Here is an 18,691-nt window from a genome sequence, read left to right on the forward strand (position 1 = left end):
GATGCTGAAGATCCAGACACAGTCCGAGTGGATAGCACGCGCAAAAGAGGTTCTGCCAGCTGGCGGTTTCGGCAACTTCGATCCGGGCATCATCATCGCCCGTGGCGAGGGCTGCCATGTCTGGGACGAGGACGGGAAGGAATATATCGACTATCTGATCGGGTCCGGCCCGATGCTGCTGGGCCATGGCCACCCCGAGGTGATGGAAGCGGTGCTGGAGCAACTGCCCAAAGGAATGACCTTCTTCGCCAACAACAGCAAGGGCATCGAACTGGCCGAGGCCATCATCGAAGCCGTCCCCTGTTGCGAGCAGGTGCGTTTCGTTGCCTCTGGGGGCGAAGCAGACATGTACGCCATGCGGCTGGCGCGTGCCTATACCGGACGCGACAAGATCCTCAAGTTCGAAGGGGGGTATCACGGAATGAGCGCCGAGGCGCAGATGAGCCTGGCCCCCAGCCGCCGGGTCAATTTCCCGCAGGCCGTTCCCGACAGCGCCGGTATCCCCCAAAGCGTGGCCGAGCAGATGCTGATCGCGCCTTTCAATGATCTTGACGCGGTGGCGGCGCTGCTGGACGAACATGATGATGTCGCTGCGATCATGGTCGAACCCTTGCAGCGGATCATCCCGCCCGAGCCGGGGTTTTTGCAGGGCTTGCGGACCTTGTGCGACAAATTTGGTGTTCTGCTTATTTTTGATGAGATCGTCACCGGGTTCCGTCTGGCTTACGGCGGCGCACAAGAGCGATATGGCGTGACCCCGGATATCTGTACGCTTGGCAAGATCACCGGTGGTGGTTTCCCTCTGGCGGCATTGGGTGCCAGCACCGAGATCATGAAGCATTTCGACAAATCGAAAGTCGGAGAACAGGGCTGGCTGATGCAGTTGGGCACTTTGTCCGGCAACCCCATAGCCTCAGCGGCGGGGCTGAAGACGATGGAGGTTTTGCGGCGCGACGGCACCTATGAACACCTGCGCTCGATTGGGAAGCAGTTGCAGCAGATGCAATCGGACGCTTTGAATGAGGCGGGCATCGCCCATCGCATCTGCGGTGACGAGACCTTGTTCGACATTTATTTCACCAAGGCCGAATGTCGGGATTATCGCAGCGCAAACCATGATGATCCGCAGCGCAATGCCACTTACAATGCAACGTTGCGGGCGCATGGGGTCTTCAAGGCTCCGGGCAAACTGTACCCGTCGCTGGCGGTTACCGAAGCGGATCTGGAACAGACCAGAGAGGCCGTTCGTCACGCCGTTGACGCGATTTCCTGAACGCGGGTCTGGCACAACGCAATCTGGCACAACGTAAACGGGTCGCTGTTGAACTCAACAGCGACCCGCTACCTTTGGAAGCCGGGGGTCAGCCTCGCCCCCTCGAATACTGATTAAAACACCGGCAATCTGAAAACTTTTCGATACTTTCGAGACTGACCCGACTTCCTCTTCGGTATGTCACAGTAATGCCTGATCGCGCCGCCTGCTACAGTGATCAAGTTCACACTAAACAAATTTATTTTGAATTTTTCCAATCGAATAGATCAGGTCCCGCCTGTTCAAGCAGTTCAGCCGCCATCGCGCGGGCCATCTCAGGCCCATCCTCGACGGGGCCGGTCATATCCCTGCTGGCGGTTTCCGTTCCGTCCGGGCGCAGCACTTCGCCCCGCAACCTTAGGGTGTCGCCGTCAAGTTCGGCAAGGCCGGCGATCGGGGTTTCGCAGGACCCGTCCAGCGCGTCCAGCAATGTGCGTTCAGCCGCCAGACGCCATCCCGTTTCCGTGTGATGAATCGCGTCCAGCATTTCGGCCGCGCGCATGTCGTCGCTGCGCCGTTCGATGCCGATGGTGCCCTGCGCGATCGCCGGCAGCATGTCGTCAGGGGAAATGGCGCTGGCCGGAACCTCATCCATTCCCAAACGGCGAATGCCTGCCATTGCGAGAAACGTGCAATCGGCAACCCCGTCTTCAAGCTTTTTCAGCCGTGTCTGCACGTTTCCGCGAAACTCGACCACTTTCAGATCCGGCCTCCGGTTCAGCAGCTGCGCCCGCCGCCGCAAGGACGAGGTGCCCACAACGGCGCCTTCGGGCAGATCGTGAATCGAGCCCAATCGCGGAGATATGAAGGCGTCGCGCACATCCTCGCGCGGCAGGAACGTATCAAGGATCAGCCCTTCGGGTTGTTCAACGGGCATGTCCTTTGTTGAATGCACGGCGATGTCGATTTCGGCGCGTAGCATCGCCTCTTCGATTTCCTTGGTGAACAGGCCCTTGTTGCCGATTTCCTTCAGCGGTCGATCCGCGTCGATCATGGCGCGATTGTCACCGGTCGTCTTGATCACCACGATTTCGAACGCATCCTGTGGCAGATCAAAGGCATCGCTCAGGCGTTCGCGCGTTTCATAGGCCTGAGCCAGAGCCAGCGGCGAGCCACGAGTGCCGATTCTGAGGGGCGATGCGGGGGTGGGCAGGGTCAAAGTCATGTGCACAGCTTTAGTCGCGTCACATTGCCCTGACAATGGGGGCTGAGCTTGACAAATTGCCGCCGAAGGACGACCCGTTGCCAAAACCTGAATGCTGGGGACAAACATGGCCGAGACAAAAAAGCTGCTGAGGGCGCTGGCGGGCGAAGTACAGGATGTGCCGCCGATCTGGATGATGCGTCAGGCGGGTCGGTATTTGCCGGAATACCGGGCCACACGTGCTCAGGCCGGGGATTTCCTGTCACTGTGCTACAATCCTGAACTGGCAGCAGAAGTTACCTTGCAGCCAATTCGGCGATATGGGTTCGATGCGGCGATCCTGTTTGCCGACATCCTTCTGGTGCCACAGGCGCTGGGGGCTAACCTTTGGTTCGTGACCGGTGAAGGCCCGCGTTTGTCCACAATCACGCAGCAGGCCGAGTTTGATGCGTTGAAACCTGTTGACGCAATTCACGAGACATTGTCCCCGGTTTACGAGACGGTGCGCATTCTTTCGCGGGAATTGCCGTCGGAAACCACCTTGATCGGATTCGCAGGTGCGCCGTGGACTGTGGCCACTTACATGATTGCAGGGCGCGGCACGCCGGATCAGGGTCCCGCGCATGCGTTGCGCGAAGGTGATAACGCTTTGTTCGAGGCGCTGTTGGACCGCATCACCGCGGCAACGATTGAATATCTGTCCGCTCAGATCGACGCCGGTGCCGAGGTGGTCAAGATATTTGACAGTTGGGCGGGGTCTTTGAAGGGCGAAGCTTTCCGCAAATACGCGGTCGAGCCGTGCCGGGTGATCACGCAGGTCATCAAGGAACGTCACCCCGGTATCCCCGTGATTGGATTTCCGCGGGAAGCAGGCGACGGGTATATCGGGTTTGCAAGGTCGACCGGCGTGGATTGCGTGGCGCTGGACAATTCCGTGTCGCCCGAATGGGCGGCTGAGAACGTGCAGATTGATGGCTGTGTACAAGGCAATCTGGCGTCGTCGCACATGGTTACCGGCGGGCAGGCGCTGGTGGATGAGACCCGGCGCATCGTTGAGGCGTTTTCCACGGGGCCGCATATTTTCAACCTCGGCCATGGGATCACTCCGGATGCCGACCCGGACAACGTTCAGCTGATGATCGACACGGTGCGCGGCGGGTAGAACGCGTGGGAGGGGGCCAGCCCCCTCTTGGCCGCTGGCCAATTCACCCCCGGGATATTTCTGGCCAGATGAAGAGTGTGTCAGGCGCTTTCCGGGGCTTGGAGTTCGTTCAGGATCTCGGCGGTGTGTTGTCCGCGCGCCGGGCTGGGCTTTGGTTGCCACTGGTGTGTGGAAAAGCGTGGGGCGGCGGTGGCCTGTAGGGTGCCGTCAGTCTGGCGCCAGGATTGACGGGCTGCATTCATCGGGTGGGCTGCGGCCTCGTCGGGGCTGAGTACCGGTGCGACGCAGGCGTCTGAACCGTCGAACAGTTTGGCCCAATGGTCGCGCGGCCTGGACGAGAAGATTTTGGCCAGGCGCCGGGTCAGGTCGGGCCAGAGCTTGCGGGTGTATTGTTGTTGGAACGCCGGGTCCCGGGACAGGCCCAGGATTTCAAGAAATCGGGCGTAGAATTTTGGTTCAAGGCATTGGACCGAAACAAATCCGCCGTCCGCGCAGGTGTAGGTTCGGCTCCAATGCGGACCGTCCAACAGGCTTTGGCCGCGGGTTTCAGACAGGTTTCCGGTTTGGCGCATGGTCATCAGAAGGTTCATCATATGGGCCGAGCCGTCGTAGATAGCGGCGTCGACCACGGTGCCTTTCCCGGTTCTTTGTGCGTTGATCAAACCTGCCAGGATGCCCGTGACAAGGTACATGGCGCCTCCGCCGATATCGCCGACCAGGGTTGCAGGGGTTTGAGGCGGCTGATCCGGGAGAGAGGCGTACCAGAGCGCACCGGACAAGGCGATGTAGTTCAGGTCATGCCCAGCCGTTTCGGCCAGCGGGCCATCCTGCCCCCAGCCTGTCATGCGGCCATATATCAGCTTTGGGTTGCGGGTCAGGCAAAGATCCGGGCCAAGTCCCAGCTTCTCCATCACGCCGGGGCGAAAGCCTTCGATCAGTGCGTCCGCCGTGTCAATCAGGCGGCGGGCGGTCGCCAGATCTTCGGGATCCTTCAGATCAAGCGCGATCGATCGTTTGCCGCGGTCCAGAAGCGAGCTGTCCGGCATGCCCGGTGTTACTGCCTGGCCTTTGCGGTGGATCGTGATGACGTCGGCGCCCAGATCGGCTAGCTGCATGGCGGCAAACGGGCCGGGGCCCAGCCCTTCGATTTCGACTATGCGTATTCCATGCAGCATCGGCGCCCTCCGTTTTGGCAGAGTTTGCGGGTGGGTTGACGGATTGCAAGTTGGAATTGAGCATGGTTCTGACAACCATTACAGAATGCGCAGCACGTTGTGCGAAATTGACCTGTTACAGGCTGGTTCCGCGCGATAGGGTCTCGGTCGGAACGGGGAACGGATATGACGACCATTTTGTCCATCAAAAACCTTCGCAAGTCTTACGCGGATGGGTTCGAGGCGCTGAAAGGTGTGTCTCTGGATATTGAAGAGGGTGAGATACTTGCGCTTCTGGGACCAAATGGCGCCGGAAAGACAACCCTGATTTCGACGATTTGTGGAATTACGACTCCGACCTCGGGGGTGGTCACGGTTGGCGGGCATGACACACAGTCCGATTATCGCGCAGCGCGCAGGATGATAGGGCTTGTGCCGCAAGAGATCGCGTTGGAACCGTTTGAAAAGGTCTGGAACACGGTCCGGTTGTCGCGTGGGCTGTTCGGGCTTGGCAAGGACAACGCGCGGATCGAAGAGATTCTGCGCAAGCTGTCCCTGTGGGGCAAGCGCAACAACGCGATCAAGGAATTGTCCGGCGGCATGAAGCGGAGGGTGCTGATCGCCAAGGCCCTGGCCCATGAACCCCGGGTGCTTTTTCTGGACGAGCCGACTGCCGGAGTGGATGTCGAGTTGCGCAAGGACATGTGGGAGCTTGTGGCGGAACTGAAACGGGACGGTGTCACCATCATTCTGACCACACATTATATTGAAGAAGCAGAAGCGATTGCGGATCGTGTCGGCGTCATCGACAAGGGTGAGCTTTTGCTGGTGCAGGACAAAGACACACTCATGTCGCAGATGGGAAAAAAGCAGATCGAAGTCATGCTGACCGAACCCATCGACCGAATTCCCGATAGTCTGGTCAGCCACAATCTGGCTCTCAACGGCGCGGGTGATTGTCTGATCTATACCTACGATACCCATGCGGATCGTACCGGCATAACGACCTTGCTGAATGACGTGTCCGAGGCCGGGTTGGTGTTGCGCGACGTGCAGACCAGGCAATCAAGCCTGGAAGAGATCTTTGTCAATCTGGTATCTGGAGAGGCCGCATGAACTGGACCGCGATCGCTGCCATCTACCGGTTCGAAATGGCCCGTTTCTTTCGCACTCTGGCACAGAGCTTTCTGTCGCCGGTTCTGTCGACGTCGCTTTATTTTGTGGTTTTTGGCACCGCCATCGGCAGCCGTATCCAAGAGGTCGAAGGCGTTTCATACGGTGCGTTCATCGTGCCGGGGCTGATCATGTTGTCGGTGGTGATGCTGTCGATTTCGAACGCGTCGTTCGGAATTTACTTCCCCAAGTTTCTGGGCACCATCTACGAGCTGTTGTCCGCTCCGGTCAATTTCATCGAGATCGTGATCGGATATGTCGGAGCCGCCGCAACCAAGGCGTTGTTCGTGGGGTTGGTGATATTGGTCACTGCGACGTTTTTCGTCGATATTCGGATCGAGCATCCGTTGGCCATGGCAGCGTTTCTGATCCTGTCCTGTCTCAGCTTTTCGTTGCTGGGATTCATCATCGGCATCTGGGCCAGCAACTTCGAGCAGATGTCGCTGGTGCCGCAGTTGGTGGTGACGCCACTGATCTTTCTGGGGGGCACGTTTTATTCGATCTCGATGCTGCCGCCATTGTGGCAGACCATCACGCTGTTCAATCCCGTGGTCTATCTGATTTCGGGTTTCCGCTGGTCCTTTTACGGGCTGGCAGATGTGCCGATCGTTTTCAGCCTTCTTGCCATTGTCGCGTTTACAGCTCTGTGCTTGGCGGTTATCGGCTGGATATTCAAAACCGGCTGGCGCATTCGCAGCTGACCCTCGCCAAGGCGTTGCATTTTTGCCCATCGGGTGTGTGAATTTGGTTCACGTCGCGTTTAACGCCGGCAGAGTCCCTTGTTTACGGGTTGGGGGCACTCTACATCGGCACCCATGAAGCTCAGCCTGCCGTTCGTAAAAAAGCACCCTTGCGTGGCCGTTGTCCGTTTGTCCGGTTCCATTGGAATGGCGGGGCGTGGGGCGTTGAACGACACAACCCTGGCCCCGGTTCTCGACAAGGCGTTTCGAAAGGGGAAACCTGCGGCTGTCGCGCTCGAGATCAACTCTCCGGGCGGGTCGCCTGTACAAAGCTCTTTGATTGGCGCCCGAATTCGGCGCTTGTCGGAAGAGCTGGACGTGCCCGTGATCGGGTTTGTCGAAGATGTTGCGGCATCCGGAGGATATTGGCTGGCGGCTGCCGCGGATGAGATCTGGGCCGACGACAGTTCGGTTCTTGGCTCGATCGGAGTCATTTCGGCAGGTTTTGGCGCACATGTCTTTCTGGCGCGGCAGGGGTTCGAGCGGCGCGTCCATACGGCGGGCAAATCGAAATCGATGCTGGATCCCTTTTCGCCGGAAAAGAAAGAGGATGTGGCGCGCTTGCAAAAGCTGCTGGGCGACATCCACGAAAACTTCATCGCGCATGTCAAAGCCCGCCGGGGTGACAAGCTGGATCACAGTGCCGATCTGTTCACGGGTGAAGTCTGGCTGGCGCGTCGTGCGCATGAACTGGGTTTGATCGATGGTATCGCCCATCTGAAACCCAAAATGCAGGAACGCTTTGGCGACAAGGTCAAGTTCCGCCGTTATGGCGTTCGCAAACCGATCTGGTCGCGGTTCGGGGCCAACCTGGCACAGGATGCCATTGCCGGGTTAGAGGAGCGTGCGGCCTACGCGCGTTTTGGTTTGTGACGTGATCATCAAGGCTGTCACACTTTTTCTGATCGGCATGGGTGTCCTGGCGATGTTCGGCAAACTGCGCTTTCCGGGGCAGAAGAAACTGAGTTCCGCCAAGTGTCCGCGCTGCGGACGGTTTCGCATAGGCAAAGGCCCCTGCGCCTGCGAAAAAGGAGGCCGGACTTGATTACCACATGGCTGTTGTCCGGTCTGGGTCTGTTGATTCTGCTGCTTGCAGGCGACGCCCTTGTGCGTGGTGCCGTGAACCTGAGCCTGCGCCTGGGCGTTCCTGCGTTGATCGTCAGCCTGACGATTGTGGCATTCGGAACGTCCGCGCCTGAGCTTTTGATTGCCATCAGCGCTTTGAAAGAGAACGCCCCCGGTATCGCACTGGGCAATGTGGTCGGATCAAACACGGCCAACATCCTGTTGGTTCTTGGACTGCCCGCATTGCTGGCAACGCTTCACACAAGTGAATGTGACAGCCGCCGGAACTATGTCTTCATGCTGATGGCGACGGTTCTGTTCATTGGTTTGGCATTCTTGGGAACGTTCACGTTCTTCAGCGGCCTGATCTTGCTGGCGGCGTTGGGTCTTGTTCTTCTGAACGCCTTCCGCGAGGCAAAGGCCCATCGCAAAGCCTGCGGTGAAGCCTGTGTGGACGAAGAGCTTGAGGGGCTGGAAGAAGCTGATCCTGACATGCCTTATTGGAAGGTGTCGGTGTATCTGATCCTCGGGCTGATTGGTCTGCCAATGGGTGCGCATCTTTTGGTAGATAACGCAACGATCATCGCGCGGACCTACGGGGTCAGTGAGACGGTCATTGGTTTGACGTTGATCGCAGTTGGAACGTCTTTGCCCGAATTGGCGACAACAGTTATGGCCGCTTTGCGCAGACAGGCCGACGTTGCGCTGGGTAACGTGATCGGTTCGAACATGTTCAACCTTTTGGCCATCATCGGGATCGCAACCTGGTTTGGTCGTATCCCGGTTGATCCCGAGTTCCTGCAATTCGATCTTTGGGTCATGCTGGGCGCATCGCTGCTGCTGATACCGTTTGTATTCCTCAAACGCGACATCTCGCGCGTCTGGGGGTTGGTGTTGACTTTCCTTTATGTGCTTTATGTCATCGTACTGCTGGTGTGATCTGACCAAACGAGGTGAAGCATGACCCGAGCCCTAGTCACCGGCGCCGGTATTCGTCTGGGCCGGGCCATGGCACTGTATCTGGCAGATCGAGGTTTCGATGTGGCCGTGCATTACGCCTCATCCGAAGGTCCGGCGCAGGAGACGGCGGCAGAGGTACAGGCCCTGGGCCGAAAATCCGTGACCCTGAAGGCCGATCTGCTGGACGAAGCTCAGGTTCAGGCGCTGCTGCCCAAAGCGGCCGAGGCGCTGGGCGGGCCGATCACGTGTCTGGTGAACAACGCATCGATCTTTGAATACGACAACATCCGCACGGCAACCCGGCAAAGCTGGGATCGACATCTCGACAGCAACCTGCGCGCGCCCTTTGTGCTGACGCAGGCCATGGCAGGTCAGGGGCTGAGCGCCGGAACAGATGAAAATGGCGAACCGCTTGCAACCGGCCTTATCGTCAACATGGTGGACATGCGCGTGCGTAAACTGACGCCCGAGTTCATGTCATACACCATTGCAAAAATGGGCTTGTGGGCACTGACCCGAACGGCGGCGCAGGCATTGTCTCCGACGATCCGTGTCAACGCGATCGGGCCGGGCCCGACGATGCAAGGCCACCGCCAAAGCCAAGAGCATTTCCAGGCACAGCGTTCAAATACCGTTCTGGAGCGGGGATCCAACCCGTCTGACATAACCGCAGCACTTGGGTATTTTCTGGACGCACACGCGGTCACCGGACAGCTTTTATGCGTGGACGGTGGTCAGCATCTGGGTTGGAAAACTCCGGATGTTCTGGGTGTAGAATAGGTAATTCTGCTGCAAGTTTTGCACCGCTCTCAATTGTGTTACACGCGCGTTACAAAAATGTCTTTTTTTTCATACACTTGCTAAGTATGCAAAAAAATAATGTTTAAAAACAACAACTTGATAAGTTGCCTATTTTTTGTGCAAGTAAAGGAAAAGGCAAGGAAACAAGGGGATTTCCGATCTTCCGGAATTTTATCTTCACACTTATCCACAGAAACCGTGGATTTGTTTTCTCTTGATCTGAAAGGCGTGAGATTGCAGCCATTGCCAGAGAATCATATCTCAGGGTCATGACCACCGACGGCGAATCATCCCCTACCGGCTATGCCTGCATTCAGCGCTATGTAAAAACGCTGGACAGTTCTCCGGGCGTTTACCGCATGCTCGATGCAGACAGCCGGGTTCTGTATGTCGGCAAAGCCCGAAATCTCAGGGCACGGGTGTCGAATTACACACGGCCGGGTCATTCGGGGCGGATCGAAAAGATGATCGCCGCGACGGCCTCGATGATGTTCCTGACGACGCGAACCGAGACCGAGGCCCTGCTGCTGGAGCAGAACCTGATCAAGCAGCTGAAACCCAAGTACAATGTATTGTTGCGGGATGACAAAAGCTTTCCGAACATCCTGGTCGCCAAGGATCATGACTTTCCGCAGATCAAGAAACACCGCGGGGCGAAGAAGGAAAAAGGCGCCTATTTCGGCCCCTTCGCCAGTGCCGGTGCGGTAAACCGGACGCTGAACCAGTTGCAAAAAGCGTTCCTGCTGCGCAACTGCTCGGATTCGATGTTCGACAGCCGAACGCGGCCTTGCCTTCTGTATCAGATCAAACGGTGTTCCGGGCCGTGTGTCGGCCTGATCTCGGAGCAGGATTACCGTGAAAGCGTGAAGGACGCTGAACGCTTTCTGTCGGGCCGCTCGACCAAGGTGCAGGAGGAACTGGCCGAGCAGATGATGGCCGCATCCGAGGCGATGGAGTTCGAACGCGCCGCCGGTCTGCGTGACCGCATCCGGGCTCTGACGCAGGTGCAGACCTCTCAGGGCATCAATCCGCGCGGTGTGGCCGAGGCGGACGTGATCGGCCTGTATATGGACAGCGGTCAGGCCTGCGTGCAGGTGTTTTTCATCCGTGCGAACCAGAACTGGGGCAACAAGGATTTCTATCCCCGCGTCGGCCCGGATGTTTCACCAGCCGAGGTGATGGAGGCCTTTCTGGGCCAGTTCTATGACAACAAGGAGCCGCCGCGTCAGCTGATCCTGTCGGACGGAATCGAAAACGTGGATCTGATGCAGGACGCGCTGTCTGAGAAAGCCGGGCGCAAGGTCGAAATCCTTGTGCCGCAGCGTGGCGAAAAACAGGAACTTGTTGCCGGTGCCTTGCGCAACGCGCGCGAGGCTTTGGCCCGCCGCATGTCGGAAAGTGCCACGCAGGCCAAGTTGCTGCGCGGGCTGGCCGAGGCGTTCGATCTGGATGGTCCGCCGGGACGGATCGAAGTCTATGACAACTCTCATATTCAAGGCACCAATGCTGTCGGCGGCATGATCGTGGCCGGCCCCGAGGGGTTCATGAAGAACGCTTACCGCAAGTTCAACATTCGCGGTGATGACCTGACACCGGGTGACGACTTCGGCATGATGAAAGAGGTACTGAACCGCCGCTTCACCAGACTGCAAAAGGAAGACCCGGACCGTGACAAAGGGCTGTGGCCCGATCTGTTGCTGATTGATGGCGGCGCAGGGCAGGTAAGCGCGGTGCATCAGATCATGGTCGAACATGGGGTCGAAGACATTCCCATGGTCGGCGTCGCCAAGGGGGTCGACCGCGACCACGGCAAGGAAGAGTTTCACCGGATCGGCCAGCGCCCCTTTGCGCTGAAACGCAACGACCCTGTGTTGTATTTCATTCAACGCCTCAGAGACGAAGCGCACCGGTTCGCCATCGGCACCCATCGTGCGAAACGCGCCAAGGCCGTGGGTGCAACGCCGTTGGATGAAATCCCAGGGGTAGGGGCTGCGCGCAAACGTGCTCTGTTGACCCATTTCGGCAGCGCCAAAGCCGTCAGCCGGGCCAATCTGGCCGATCTGAAAGCGGTCGAAGGGATTTCGGCCGGGTTGGCGCAGAAGGTTTACGATTTCTTCCACGACAAGGGCTAGGCTTGCCGGCCCCGCCACAGGATATATAGGCCCGACGCGACGATCAGCGCGCTGCCGATCCACATGTTGGGATCCAGCCTCTCGCCAAACATGGCTACGCCAAGCCCGATGCCGAACAACAGCCGGGTGTATCTGAACGGGGTCACGGCGGACACTTCGCCGGTGCGCATCGCCTTCATCAGCGACGCATAGGCCATTACGCCCATCAGCACCGCTCCGATCAGATGCAGGCTGGTGTGAAGGCCAACCGGTGCAATCGGCGCGCCCTCCCAAAACCGATAGGCCACGCCGGCCACGATGATGCTGAGGAAGCCGTAGAACCCCAGGACTTCGGTTCCAAGCGTGGCAGGTGCTGCGCGGCTGGCCAGATCACGTCCGGCAAATCCCAGCATTCCCAGCACCGCCAGTATCGACAGCAACGAAAAGCTGTCTCCGGTTGGTTGCAGGATGACGACAACGCCGATCATGCCGACAAAGATAGCGCTCCAACGCCGCCAACCGACTGTCTCGCCAAAGAACAACGCGGCGCCTGCAACAACGACCAGAGGCGTGGCTTGCAGGATCACCGTGGCCGAGGACAACGGCGTCAGTGCGATGGCCAGAACATAGAACAACCGACCAAAGACCTCGAACAGCACCCGAATTTTCATCGGGCGGGACAGAACGTCAGGTTGCAACAGCCGCTGCCCACGGGCCCGGGCCACCGCAGCGAAAATCACCGACCCGCCCGCGCCGAAAAGGACCAGGACCTGCCAGATCGGCAGCGCGGCTGAAGCTGCCTTCAGCATCGCATCCTCCAGCGCAAAACCGGCCATCGCGGCGACCATCCAGAGGCTGCCGATCATGTTTGACCGTGTGTCGGTTTGAATATGCGCTGTCATCTGGTTCTTTCCGGCTGGGCTTGCGCGGCAATCTGACCGCAAAGCCGGGAAAGGCCAAGAGGTACTGTTCTGAGACGTCGGGCCTGCGGCGCATTGACCAAGCGTTTGTGAGTGATGCAGTTTTTTGTCTGATTGGCTTTTCTGTCCCGGACCGGCGATATAGGGTCCAAGCCATGAAGTGGAATTTGCCTAATCTCCTGACCGTCCTGCGCCTGCTGGCCGCGCCCGGGCTGGCAGTCATGTTTCTGTATTTCACCCGTCCCTATGCGGACTGGTTTGCACTGATCCTGTTCCTGTCGGCGGCGATTACCGATTGGTTCGATGGGTATCTGGCCCGCGCGTGGAAGCAGGAGACCAAGATCGGAGCGATGCTGGATCCGATCGCCGACAAGGCCATGGTGGTGATCGCGCTTATGATCCTTGTGGGCTATTCGACCGAGCACTGGACGCCGTGGCTAGTCCTTCCCGCAACCGTGATCCTGTTTCGCGAAGTTTTTGTCTCGGGCCTGCGGGAATATCTGGGCGATGTGGCCGGAACGCTCAAAGTCACCAAACTGGCCAAATGGAAGACCACGGCCCAGATGGTCGCCATCGCGGTTCTGTTTTCGCAGGGTATCTTCGAGCACTATGCCGTGATGGCGAGTTTTGGCATGGATGCCGAGCTGGTCGAGCAGATCATTGCGGGTCAGGTCGACGACGTGAACCACCTGCGCCTGAATGTCGATGGCATGTATTGGGCGGGTCAGGTCGGGCTGTGGCTGTTGTGGATTGCGGCAACGCTTACATTGATCACCGGCTATGACTACCTACGTAAAGCCATGCCTCATCTGAAGGAGAGCTAACCGATGGATGTTCTGTATTTCGCCTGGGTGCGCGAACGCATCGGCTTGCCAAAGGAAAAGGTCGAAACGCAAGCGGCCACGGTCAGCGAATTGGTGACTGAACTGAGCGCTCGGGAAGAGCGCTATGCCGCGGCATTTTCCGATCTGTCCGCGCTGCGCGTTGCGTTGGATCAGGAGCTGTCGGATTTCGATGCGTCGCTGGCAGGTGTTCGGGAAGTTGCGTTTTTCCCACCGATGACGGGCGGTTGACCGATGCGGATCGCGGTTCAGGAAGAGGCATTTGATCTGGGGGCCGAGGCCAATGCCTTTGCCGCCGGGGATGATTCCAACGGCGCCATTGTCACCTTCACCGGCGTTGTGCGTGACCTGGCGAGCGGTGATCTGGATGTGATGGAGATCGAGCACTATCCCGGTATGACCGAACGCGCCCTGACCAAGATCGCCAAAGAGGCGCAGGCGCGTTGGGCATTGGGTGACGTGCTGGTCATACACCGTTTTGGACGCTTGGTTCCGGGGGATCGCATCATGATGGTGGCCACGGCGGCCCCGCATCGCAAGGACGCGTTCGAGGCGGCCGAATATCTGATGGATTACCTGAAATCCCGCGCACCGTTCTGGAAAAAGGAAATTACCCGTTCCGGCGCCGAATGGGTTGCGGCCAAAGATCAGGACGAAGACGCTCTGAGCCGCTGGTAGCGTCGCGCGCCCACAGCGGTGGTTCTGGAAACCGAGCGGTTTCAATTCTTCTCTGGACGCCGGATCACGAGCCTGCGCTAAATCTGCGCAAGTGGATCAGGAGGATGGCGGCATGCAAGACGGGCTGAGAAACAAGGGCCTAGCGACACGGGCAATCCATGCGGGCGAAGCCCCGGACCCGACCAGCGGTGCGTCTGCGCCGGCCCTGCATATGTCTTCGACATTCGTCACGGATCAGGTGGCGGGGTTTTCGGCCCACGATCTGGAGGAAGAAGCCCCTTATCTTTACGGGCGCTGGGCCAATCCCAACGTCAGGACGCTGGAAGCCAAGATCAGCATGTTGGAAGGCACCGAAGATTGCCTGTGTCTGGCGTCCGGTATGGCGGCGGCCACCGCCATCTTCCTGACGTTCCTGTCTGCCGGGGATCATTTGATCGTTTCCGACGTCTCTTACGCGGGCGTGGCAGAGCTGGCGCGGGACACGTTGCCGCGTTTGGGGATCCATGTCAGCACGGTCAACATGTCCGATCTTTCGGCGGTATCAGCAGCCATCAGGTCGAACACGCGTCTCATCCACACGGAAACACCCGTGAACCCGATCGGTCGTCTGACCGATCTGGCATCGGTTTCAGCAATTGCCAAAAGCGCGGGGGCGTTGCTGTCCTGCGATGCGACTTTTGCGTCTCCGCTTGGTCAGCCAAGCAAAGACCTGGGCGTTGATCTGATTATGCATTCGGTGACCAAGTATATCGGCGGGCACGGTGATGCCATCGGTGGTGCGGTGGCCGGGCGAAAGGACCTGATCGCGAAAATCCGCACCGAATCCGCGATCCACCACGGCAGCATCATGTCCCCCTTCAACGCGTGGATGATCGCGCGGGGCATGGCCACTCTACCACTGCGGATGACAGCGCATCAGGCGGGTGCCACCGTCGTTGCCGATTGGCTTGAGACGCGCGCGCGCGTGACCAGAGTGATCTATCCGGGGCTGAAGTCGCATCCCCAATACGAGCTGGCCCAACAACAGATGCGCAACACATCCGGAATGATCGCTTTTCAGGTGGGTGATCACGCAACAGGCGAGGCACTGGCCCAGCAGATGATCGATAAACTCCGGATCGTTCACTATGCCGTGTCGCTTGGCCACCATCGCAGTCTGATATTCTGGATGGGAACCGAGGCTTTGATGCAATCGTCCTTCCGATTGGAACGGGCGCAATTGGCAAGTTACCGGGATTACGCAGGCGACGGCGTGTTCAGGCTGTCGGTTGGTCTGGAAGACCCCGAAGACCTGATCGCAGATTTGGCGCAGGTCCTGTGAGCCGTCCGGGAAGGCGGTTTCTCAGTCGGCGTTGTTGATCCGACCGCGCATTTCCTCGGCCTCTTGCCGCGCGGCGCGCAGACCGTCCATGGCTGCGGCCAGCTCTGCCTCTGTCTGGGTCAGCTGATTGGTCAACTCGGCTTCACGTTGCTGAAGATAGGTTATGGCCTGATCGCGGGTTTCTTCCGCTTCGTGCAGTTCCTGGCTCATGCGATCCAGATCGGCAACGTCGCTTTGGCGGACGCGGGACAGGCGGTGTGCCAGCCAGTTGGCAAACCAGCCCATGCAGAAGGCCGCAAACAGAATGACGGCTGTGGCGATGATGAATTCGGTTCTGTTCAACTTACTGGTCCTCTGCGTCCGTGTCTGGTGCGGTCGATTCGGTCTGATCCGTTTCAGGCGCGTCAGCCTCAGCCCCAACCTCGGCCCCAACCTCGAGCGCTTCGAGGCCTGTTTCGGAGGTTTCGACAGGCTCGGGACGAATCAGCCGGAATTCGATCCGCCGGTTGGCTTCGCGGCCTTCCTCGGTGTCGTTGTCCGCGATGGGCTGTGTTTCACCGTATCCAACGGCAGTGTAGCTGCTGGTGGGAATGCGCCGCCCGCGCAGCTCGTTCAGAATCGATTGCGCCCGTGCCTGGCTGAGCTGCTGGTTCATCTCTTCGCGGCCCTGGCTGTCGGTATGGCCCTGGATCTCCAGCCGGATCGGCCCGCAGTCACGCAGGATGTCGGCGATCTGGTTCACCGTATCGCGCGAGTCGGATGCGACCGTCGCTGATCCGGGTTCGAACGCAATTTTGCTGACGGTCTGGATTTCGGCGATCTGCGCTTCGCAGACTTCAGGATCGGGCAGCGCGTCTTCGGGCTCTGGCGGAGGCTGATAGGTGATCGTCAGGGTGAATTCCTGCCCTTCGCCCAGCTTGTCCGACAACTGACCTGCGATACGGGCCTTGGCGTCCTCTTCATGGCTGAGGCCGGTCAGTTCGACCGAGCCTGGTGTTACGGTCAAGGCCCCGTTGTGAAGCTGGGCCAACGCCTCGAGGCCGGCCAGAACACGCACCGGCCAATCTGCCGGAAGCCCCGGCGCGATGCGGGTCGCGGTATAGACCTGATCCGAGCCGAAGGCCGCGCGGGCATAGCTGTCGACCATGTCCCGCAACGTTTCATCCCCCAGACGCCCTCGCAGTTGCACAAGCCCTTCGGGGCTGCGGGTCGCCGAGAACTCGACGGGTCCGGTCTGTTCGCTGGTTTCAGGTTCCGGCAGCACGGCATGCAGGGCAAAGACCTGAGGCAACGCTGTTTCAAGTTCACCTACAACCCGGTCGAACAAGGCTGGATCCGTGCCTTGCGCCGCAACCAGGGTGATGTCCGCATCCGACATCGTGACCGAGCCTTTGCCGATTCTGGCCAGTGCCTGAATGCTCTTCTCGGCGGCTTCGGGCCAGCGTGGTGAGGGCTCGCCCAGGCCGATGGTGCAGGAGTATGGCCCGGACAACCCGGCATCGCGCGCAGCGGTCACGATCCGGTCGCGTGCCTTTGCATCCTGTGCCGAACAGGCGTCAAATTGCCCACCGTCTTCGTTGATCAGAAAACGCAGCGTAAAGGGCGTTATGACGGGACGAGGCGCCGAGATCGCCAGCCCGATCCGCAGGCTGGGCGGCGCGGCGCGGGTCAGATCGCGTTCGAGACGTTGTTTTTCCTGTTGGCTGTCCGCAATGGCGGTGATTTTGACCAAATCGGCATTCGCGGAAATTTTGGCACGCGGCAGGCTGGCCAACGCCTCGATGGCATATGATATCGCGGCATCCCAACCGTCGGGCTTGGGGTAATTCGCCGTTTCCATCAGGTCCGAAACTGCGATGTTGGGGTCGAGGTTGCTCAGCCTTCTGATCAGGTCATCTCTGTCTTCGCTGGCGGGGATCAAGCCGATGATCGAGATGCCGTGATCATTGCGCAGAATTTCCGCTGAAAAGCGCGGCGGCGCCAGGGCAGAGGTTGCTTCGACCTCCATTTCATCGATTACGCGGGACGCATCGACCTCGGTTCCGGCTGCGGTCAGTGCGTTGAAACGTGTCGCCTCGTCCGGTGCAATCCCGGTCAGAACCACGCGCAAGCCGTCTGACTCGACCTCGGCCCAGTCGTGCCCTTTGAGGTCAAGCGCCCGGCGCACGGCGAACTCCGATGTCTCTTCGATCTTTGTGACGGCATAGCTGGCTGCCAAAAGCGACAGCCCGGCTGATACAAGAAAGATCAGGGAAACAACGATAAAATACGGCAGACGCATATTTGGGTTTGACACTCCTCAGGCGGTTGGGCCGATCTTTACAGGCCGCGTTCAGCAGGTGCAATCAGAGCAACAGGGCGACGCAGAGGAAGATCAGCGGAATCAAGCCAGTGTCGCGGTTGACCCTGAACAATTGCAACAGTCTGGCATTGTCTTCGATGTCCAGCGCGCGGAGTTGCCACATCATGTGCCAGCCCATTGCCCAAGGCCCACAGAGCGCAACACCCAATGCCAGCATCGAGGCATCCGGCACCCCTGCATCGACGATGGCCAGCCCCATCAGCGACACGGTCGCCACCAAAAAGTACTTCAGCCACCGCGCTGTATCAGCTCCGAACAGACGGGCGGTTGACTTGATGCCGATCAGTTCGTCATCCTCGGCATCCTGATGCGCATAGATGGTATCGTAGAACAGGGTCCACGCGATTCCAGACAGGTAAAGCGTCACCGCTGGCCATCCCACGGAACCGCTATGCGCCGCCCAGGCCAGTAGGGCGCCCCAGTTGAAGGCCAGCCCCAGAAACACCTGAGGCCACCAGGTAAACCGTTTGGCAAACGGATAGATCGTCACGGGCAGCAGGGACAGAACACCCATTGCGATCGCCGCCTGATTGAAGCTGAGAAGGATGCCAAGCGCCAGAATGCATTGCAGGACCATCCAGACCGCGGCCTGCCGGACACTGACCTGACCCGAAGGAATCGGGCGCGAGCGTGTGCGTTCGACCTGCCCGTCGAATTCCCGATCCGTAATGTCATTCCACGTGCAACCGGCGCCCCGCATCAGGAAGGCCCCAAATGCGCATCCCATGGCGATCCACAGATCTTCCCAACGCGGCTGCCCATCATGCAGGATCGCCAGAGCCAGCCCCCACCAACAGGGAATCAGCAGCAGCCATGTCCCGATGGGTCGGTCCGCGCGGCTGAGGCGCAGATAGGGGCGGGCAAAGGCCGGGGCACGGGCGTCGACCCAGTTGCCGCTGACGGCATCGGCGACTTGACCATCTGGTGTTGGGGCATTGCCTTGCAT

Annotated in this window: 18 protein-coding genes; 12 read left to right on the top strand and 6 right to left on the bottom strand. The window is 59.2% G+C overall.

Annotation, left to right across the window (positions count from 1 at the left end):
- Window position 1 precedes the first annotated feature (1 nt).
- Window positions 2-1,273, top strand: coding sequence for an aspartate aminotransferase family protein (locus ACR0C6_RS12580; RefSeq protein WP_480619592.1), 1,272 nt, complete (start codon window positions 2-4; stop codon window positions 1,271-1,273).
- Window positions 1,274-1,511: 238 nt separating this feature from the next.
- Here ACR0C6_RS12580 and hemC read toward each other — a convergent pair whose 3' ends face one another.
- Window positions 1,512-2,477 (bottom strand): hydroxymethylbilane synthase, encoded by a 966-nt coding sequence (gene hemC, locus ACR0C6_RS12585; protein ID WP_480446852.1) that lies wholly within the window; start codon window positions 2,475-2,477, stop codon window positions 1,512-1,514.
- A 106-nt stretch (window positions 2,478-2,583) separates the two neighbouring features.
- On the opposite strand from hemC, the gene hemE reads away from it, so the two are divergent.
- Window positions 2,584-3,618, top strand: a complete 1,035-nt coding sequence (hemE, locus tag ACR0C6_RS12590; protein ID WP_480619594.1) for a uroporphyrinogen decarboxylase — start codon at window positions 2,584-2,586, stop codon at window positions 3,616-3,618.
- A gap of 80 nt (window positions 3,619-3,698) precedes the next feature.
- Here the strand turns inward: hemE and ACR0C6_RS12595 are convergent, their stop codons facing one another.
- Window positions 3,699-4,793 carry a CaiB/BaiF CoA transferase family protein gene (locus ACR0C6_RS12595; RefSeq protein ID WP_480446850.1) on the bottom strand — a complete coding sequence of 365 codons (1,095 nt, stop codon included), beginning with the start codon at window positions 4,791-4,793 and terminating at the stop codon, window positions 3,699-3,701.
- Between the two features lie 165 nt (window positions 4,794-4,958).
- Between ACR0C6_RS12595 and ACR0C6_RS12600 the strand changes: the two genes are divergently transcribed.
- From ACR0C6_RS12600 to uvrC, 6 genes are all read left to right on the top strand, one after another.
- Entirely contained in the window at window positions 4,959-5,888 is a 930-nt protein-coding gene (locus ACR0C6_RS12600) for an ABC transporter ATP-binding protein (protein ID WP_480446849.1), read from the top strand.
- On the top strand, window positions 5,885-6,646 hold the full coding sequence (locus ACR0C6_RS12605; RefSeq protein ID WP_480446848.1) for an ABC transporter permease: 762 nt from the start codon (window positions 5,885-5,887) through the stop codon (window positions 6,644-6,646). The genes ACR0C6_RS12600 and ACR0C6_RS12605 overlap by 4 nt, the downstream gene beginning before the upstream one ends.
- A 114-nt stretch (window positions 6,647-6,760) precedes the next feature.
- Window positions 6,761-7,558, top strand: a complete 798-nt coding sequence (locus tag ACR0C6_RS12610; RefSeq protein WP_480619596.1) for a S49 family peptidase — start codon at window positions 6,761-6,763, stop codon at window positions 7,556-7,558.
- A 171-nt stretch (window positions 7,559-7,729) separates the two neighbouring features.
- On the top strand, window positions 7,730-8,689 hold the full coding sequence (locus tag ACR0C6_RS12615; protein WP_152459801.1) for a calcium/sodium antiporter: 960 nt from the start codon (window positions 7,730-7,732) through the stop codon (window positions 8,687-8,689).
- Between the two features lie 21 nt (window positions 8,690-8,710).
- Window positions 8,711-9,490: an SDR family oxidoreductase gene (locus ACR0C6_RS12620; RefSeq protein ID WP_480446846.1), complete on the top strand. Its 780-nt coding sequence runs from the start codon at window positions 8,711-8,713 to the stop codon at window positions 9,488-9,490.
- 290 nt (window positions 9,491-9,780) lie between these two features.
- Entirely contained in the window at window positions 9,781-11,643 is a 1,863-nt protein-coding gene (uvrC, locus tag ACR0C6_RS12625; protein ID WP_171229854.1) for an excinuclease ABC subunit UvrC, read from the top strand.
- Here uvrC and ACR0C6_RS12630 read toward each other — a convergent pair.
- Window positions 11,640-12,524: a DMT family transporter gene (locus ACR0C6_RS12630; RefSeq protein ID WP_171171295.1), complete on the bottom strand. Its 885-nt coding sequence runs from the start codon at window positions 12,522-12,524 to the stop codon at window positions 11,640-11,642. The genes uvrC and ACR0C6_RS12630 overlap by 4 nt on opposite strands.
- Window positions 12,525-12,697: 173 nt before the next feature.
- Between ACR0C6_RS12630 and pgsA the strand changes: the two genes are divergently transcribed.
- From pgsA to ACR0C6_RS12650, 4 genes are all read left to right on the top strand, one after another.
- Complete coding sequence (gene pgsA / locus ACR0C6_RS12635) at window positions 12,698-13,366, top strand: CDP-diacylglycerol--glycerol-3-phosphate 3-phosphatidyltransferase (RefSeq protein WP_152456738.1); 669 nt, start codon at window positions 12,698-12,700, stop codon at window positions 13,364-13,366.
- Window positions 13,367-13,369: 3 nt separating this feature from the next.
- Complete coding sequence (gene moaD, locus ACR0C6_RS12640; protein ID WP_480446842.1) at window positions 13,370-13,615, top strand: molybdopterin converting factor subunit 1; 246 nt, start codon at window positions 13,370-13,372, stop codon at window positions 13,613-13,615.
- Window positions 13,616-13,618: 3 nt separating this feature from the next.
- Window positions 13,619-14,062: a molybdenum cofactor biosynthesis protein MoaE gene (locus tag ACR0C6_RS12645; RefSeq protein WP_480446841.1), complete on the top strand. Its 444-nt coding sequence runs from the start codon at window positions 13,619-13,621 to the stop codon at window positions 14,060-14,062.
- A 112-nt stretch (window positions 14,063-14,174) separates the two neighbouring features.
- A complete protein-coding gene (locus ACR0C6_RS12650) occupies window positions 14,175-15,383 on the top strand; it encodes a trans-sulfuration enzyme family protein (RefSeq protein WP_480446840.1) in 1,209 nt (402 codons plus the stop codon).
- Between the two features lie 21 nt (window positions 15,384-15,404).
- On the opposite strand, the gene ACR0C6_RS12655 is transcribed toward ACR0C6_RS12650, so the two are convergent.
- The 3 genes from ACR0C6_RS12655 to ubiA form a co-directional block, all read right to left on the bottom strand.
- Window positions 15,405-15,725, bottom strand: coding sequence for a hypothetical protein (locus ACR0C6_RS12655; protein WP_117870533.1), 321 nt, complete (start codon window positions 15,723-15,725; stop codon window positions 15,405-15,407).
- 1 nt (window position 15,726) lies between these two features.
- Window positions 15,727-17,664, bottom strand: coding sequence for an OmpA family protein (locus ACR0C6_RS12660; RefSeq protein WP_480619598.1), 1,938 nt, complete (start codon window positions 17,662-17,664; stop codon window positions 15,727-15,729).
- Between the two features lie 64 nt (window positions 17,665-17,728).
- Window positions 17,729-18,691 carry a 4-hydroxybenzoate octaprenyltransferase gene (gene ubiA, locus ACR0C6_RS12665; RefSeq protein ID WP_480446837.1) on the bottom strand — a complete coding sequence of 321 codons (963 nt, stop codon included), beginning with the start codon at window positions 18,689-18,691 and terminating at the stop codon, window positions 17,729-17,731.

This window comes from Ruegeria sp. AL12 (assembly GCF_056540885.1).

What these genes read in the sequence shown, in the direction of transcription:
- ACR0C6_RS12580 (WP_480619592.1), top strand. Translation starts at nt 2, where the DNA reads ATGCTGAAGATCCAGACACAGTCCGAGTGGATAGCACGCGCAAAAGAG.
- hemC (WP_480446852.1), bottom strand. Translation starts at nt 2,477, where the DNA reads ATGACTTTGACCCTGCCCACCCCCGCATCGCCCCTCAGAATCGGCACT.
- hemE (WP_480619594.1), top strand. Translation starts at nt 2,584, where the DNA reads ATGGCCGAGACAAAAAAGCTGCTGAGGGCGCTGGCGGGCGAAGTACAG.
- ACR0C6_RS12595 (WP_480446850.1), bottom strand. Translation starts at nt 4,793, where the DNA reads ATGCTGCATGGAATACGCATAGTCGAAATCGAAGGGCTGGGCCCCGGC.
- ACR0C6_RS12600 (WP_480446849.1), top strand. Translation starts at nt 4,959, where the DNA reads ATGACGACCATTTTGTCCATCAAAAACCTTCGCAAGTCTTACGCGGAT.
- ACR0C6_RS12605 (WP_480446848.1), top strand. Translation starts at nt 5,885, where the DNA reads ATGAACTGGACCGCGATCGCTGCCATCTACCGGTTCGAAATGGCCCGT.
- ACR0C6_RS12610 (WP_480619596.1), top strand. Translation starts at nt 6,761, where the DNA reads ATGAAGCTCAGCCTGCCGTTCGTAAAAAAGCACCCTTGCGTGGCCGTT.
- ACR0C6_RS12620 (WP_480446846.1), top strand. Translation starts at nt 8,711, where the DNA reads ATGACCCGAGCCCTAGTCACCGGCGCCGGTATTCGTCTGGGCCGGGCC.
- uvrC (WP_171229854.1), top strand. Translation starts at nt 9,781, where the DNA reads ATGACCACCGACGGCGAATCATCCCCTACCGGCTATGCCTGCATTCAG.
- ACR0C6_RS12630 (WP_171171295.1), bottom strand. Translation starts at nt 12,524, where the DNA reads ATGACAGCGCATATTCAAACCGACACACGGTCAAACATGATCGGCAGC.
- pgsA (WP_152456738.1), top strand. Translation starts at nt 12,698, where the DNA reads ATGAAGTGGAATTTGCCTAATCTCCTGACCGTCCTGCGCCTGCTGGCC.
- moaD (WP_480446842.1), top strand. Translation starts at nt 13,370, where the DNA reads ATGGATGTTCTGTATTTCGCCTGGGTGCGCGAACGCATCGGCTTGCCA.
- ACR0C6_RS12645 (WP_480446841.1), top strand. Translation starts at nt 13,619, where the DNA reads ATGCGGATCGCGGTTCAGGAAGAGGCATTTGATCTGGGGGCCGAGGCC.
- ACR0C6_RS12650 (WP_480446840.1), top strand. Translation starts at nt 14,175, where the DNA reads ATGCAAGACGGGCTGAGAAACAAGGGCCTAGCGACACGGGCAATCCAT.
- ACR0C6_RS12660 (WP_480619598.1), bottom strand. Translation starts at nt 17,664, where the DNA reads ATGCGTCTGCCGTATTTTATCGTTGTTTCCCTGATCTTTCTTGTATCA.
- ubiA (WP_480446837.1), bottom strand. Translation starts at nt 18,691, where the DNA reads ATGCAAGGCAATGCCCCAACACCAGATGGTCAAGTCGCCGATGCCGTC.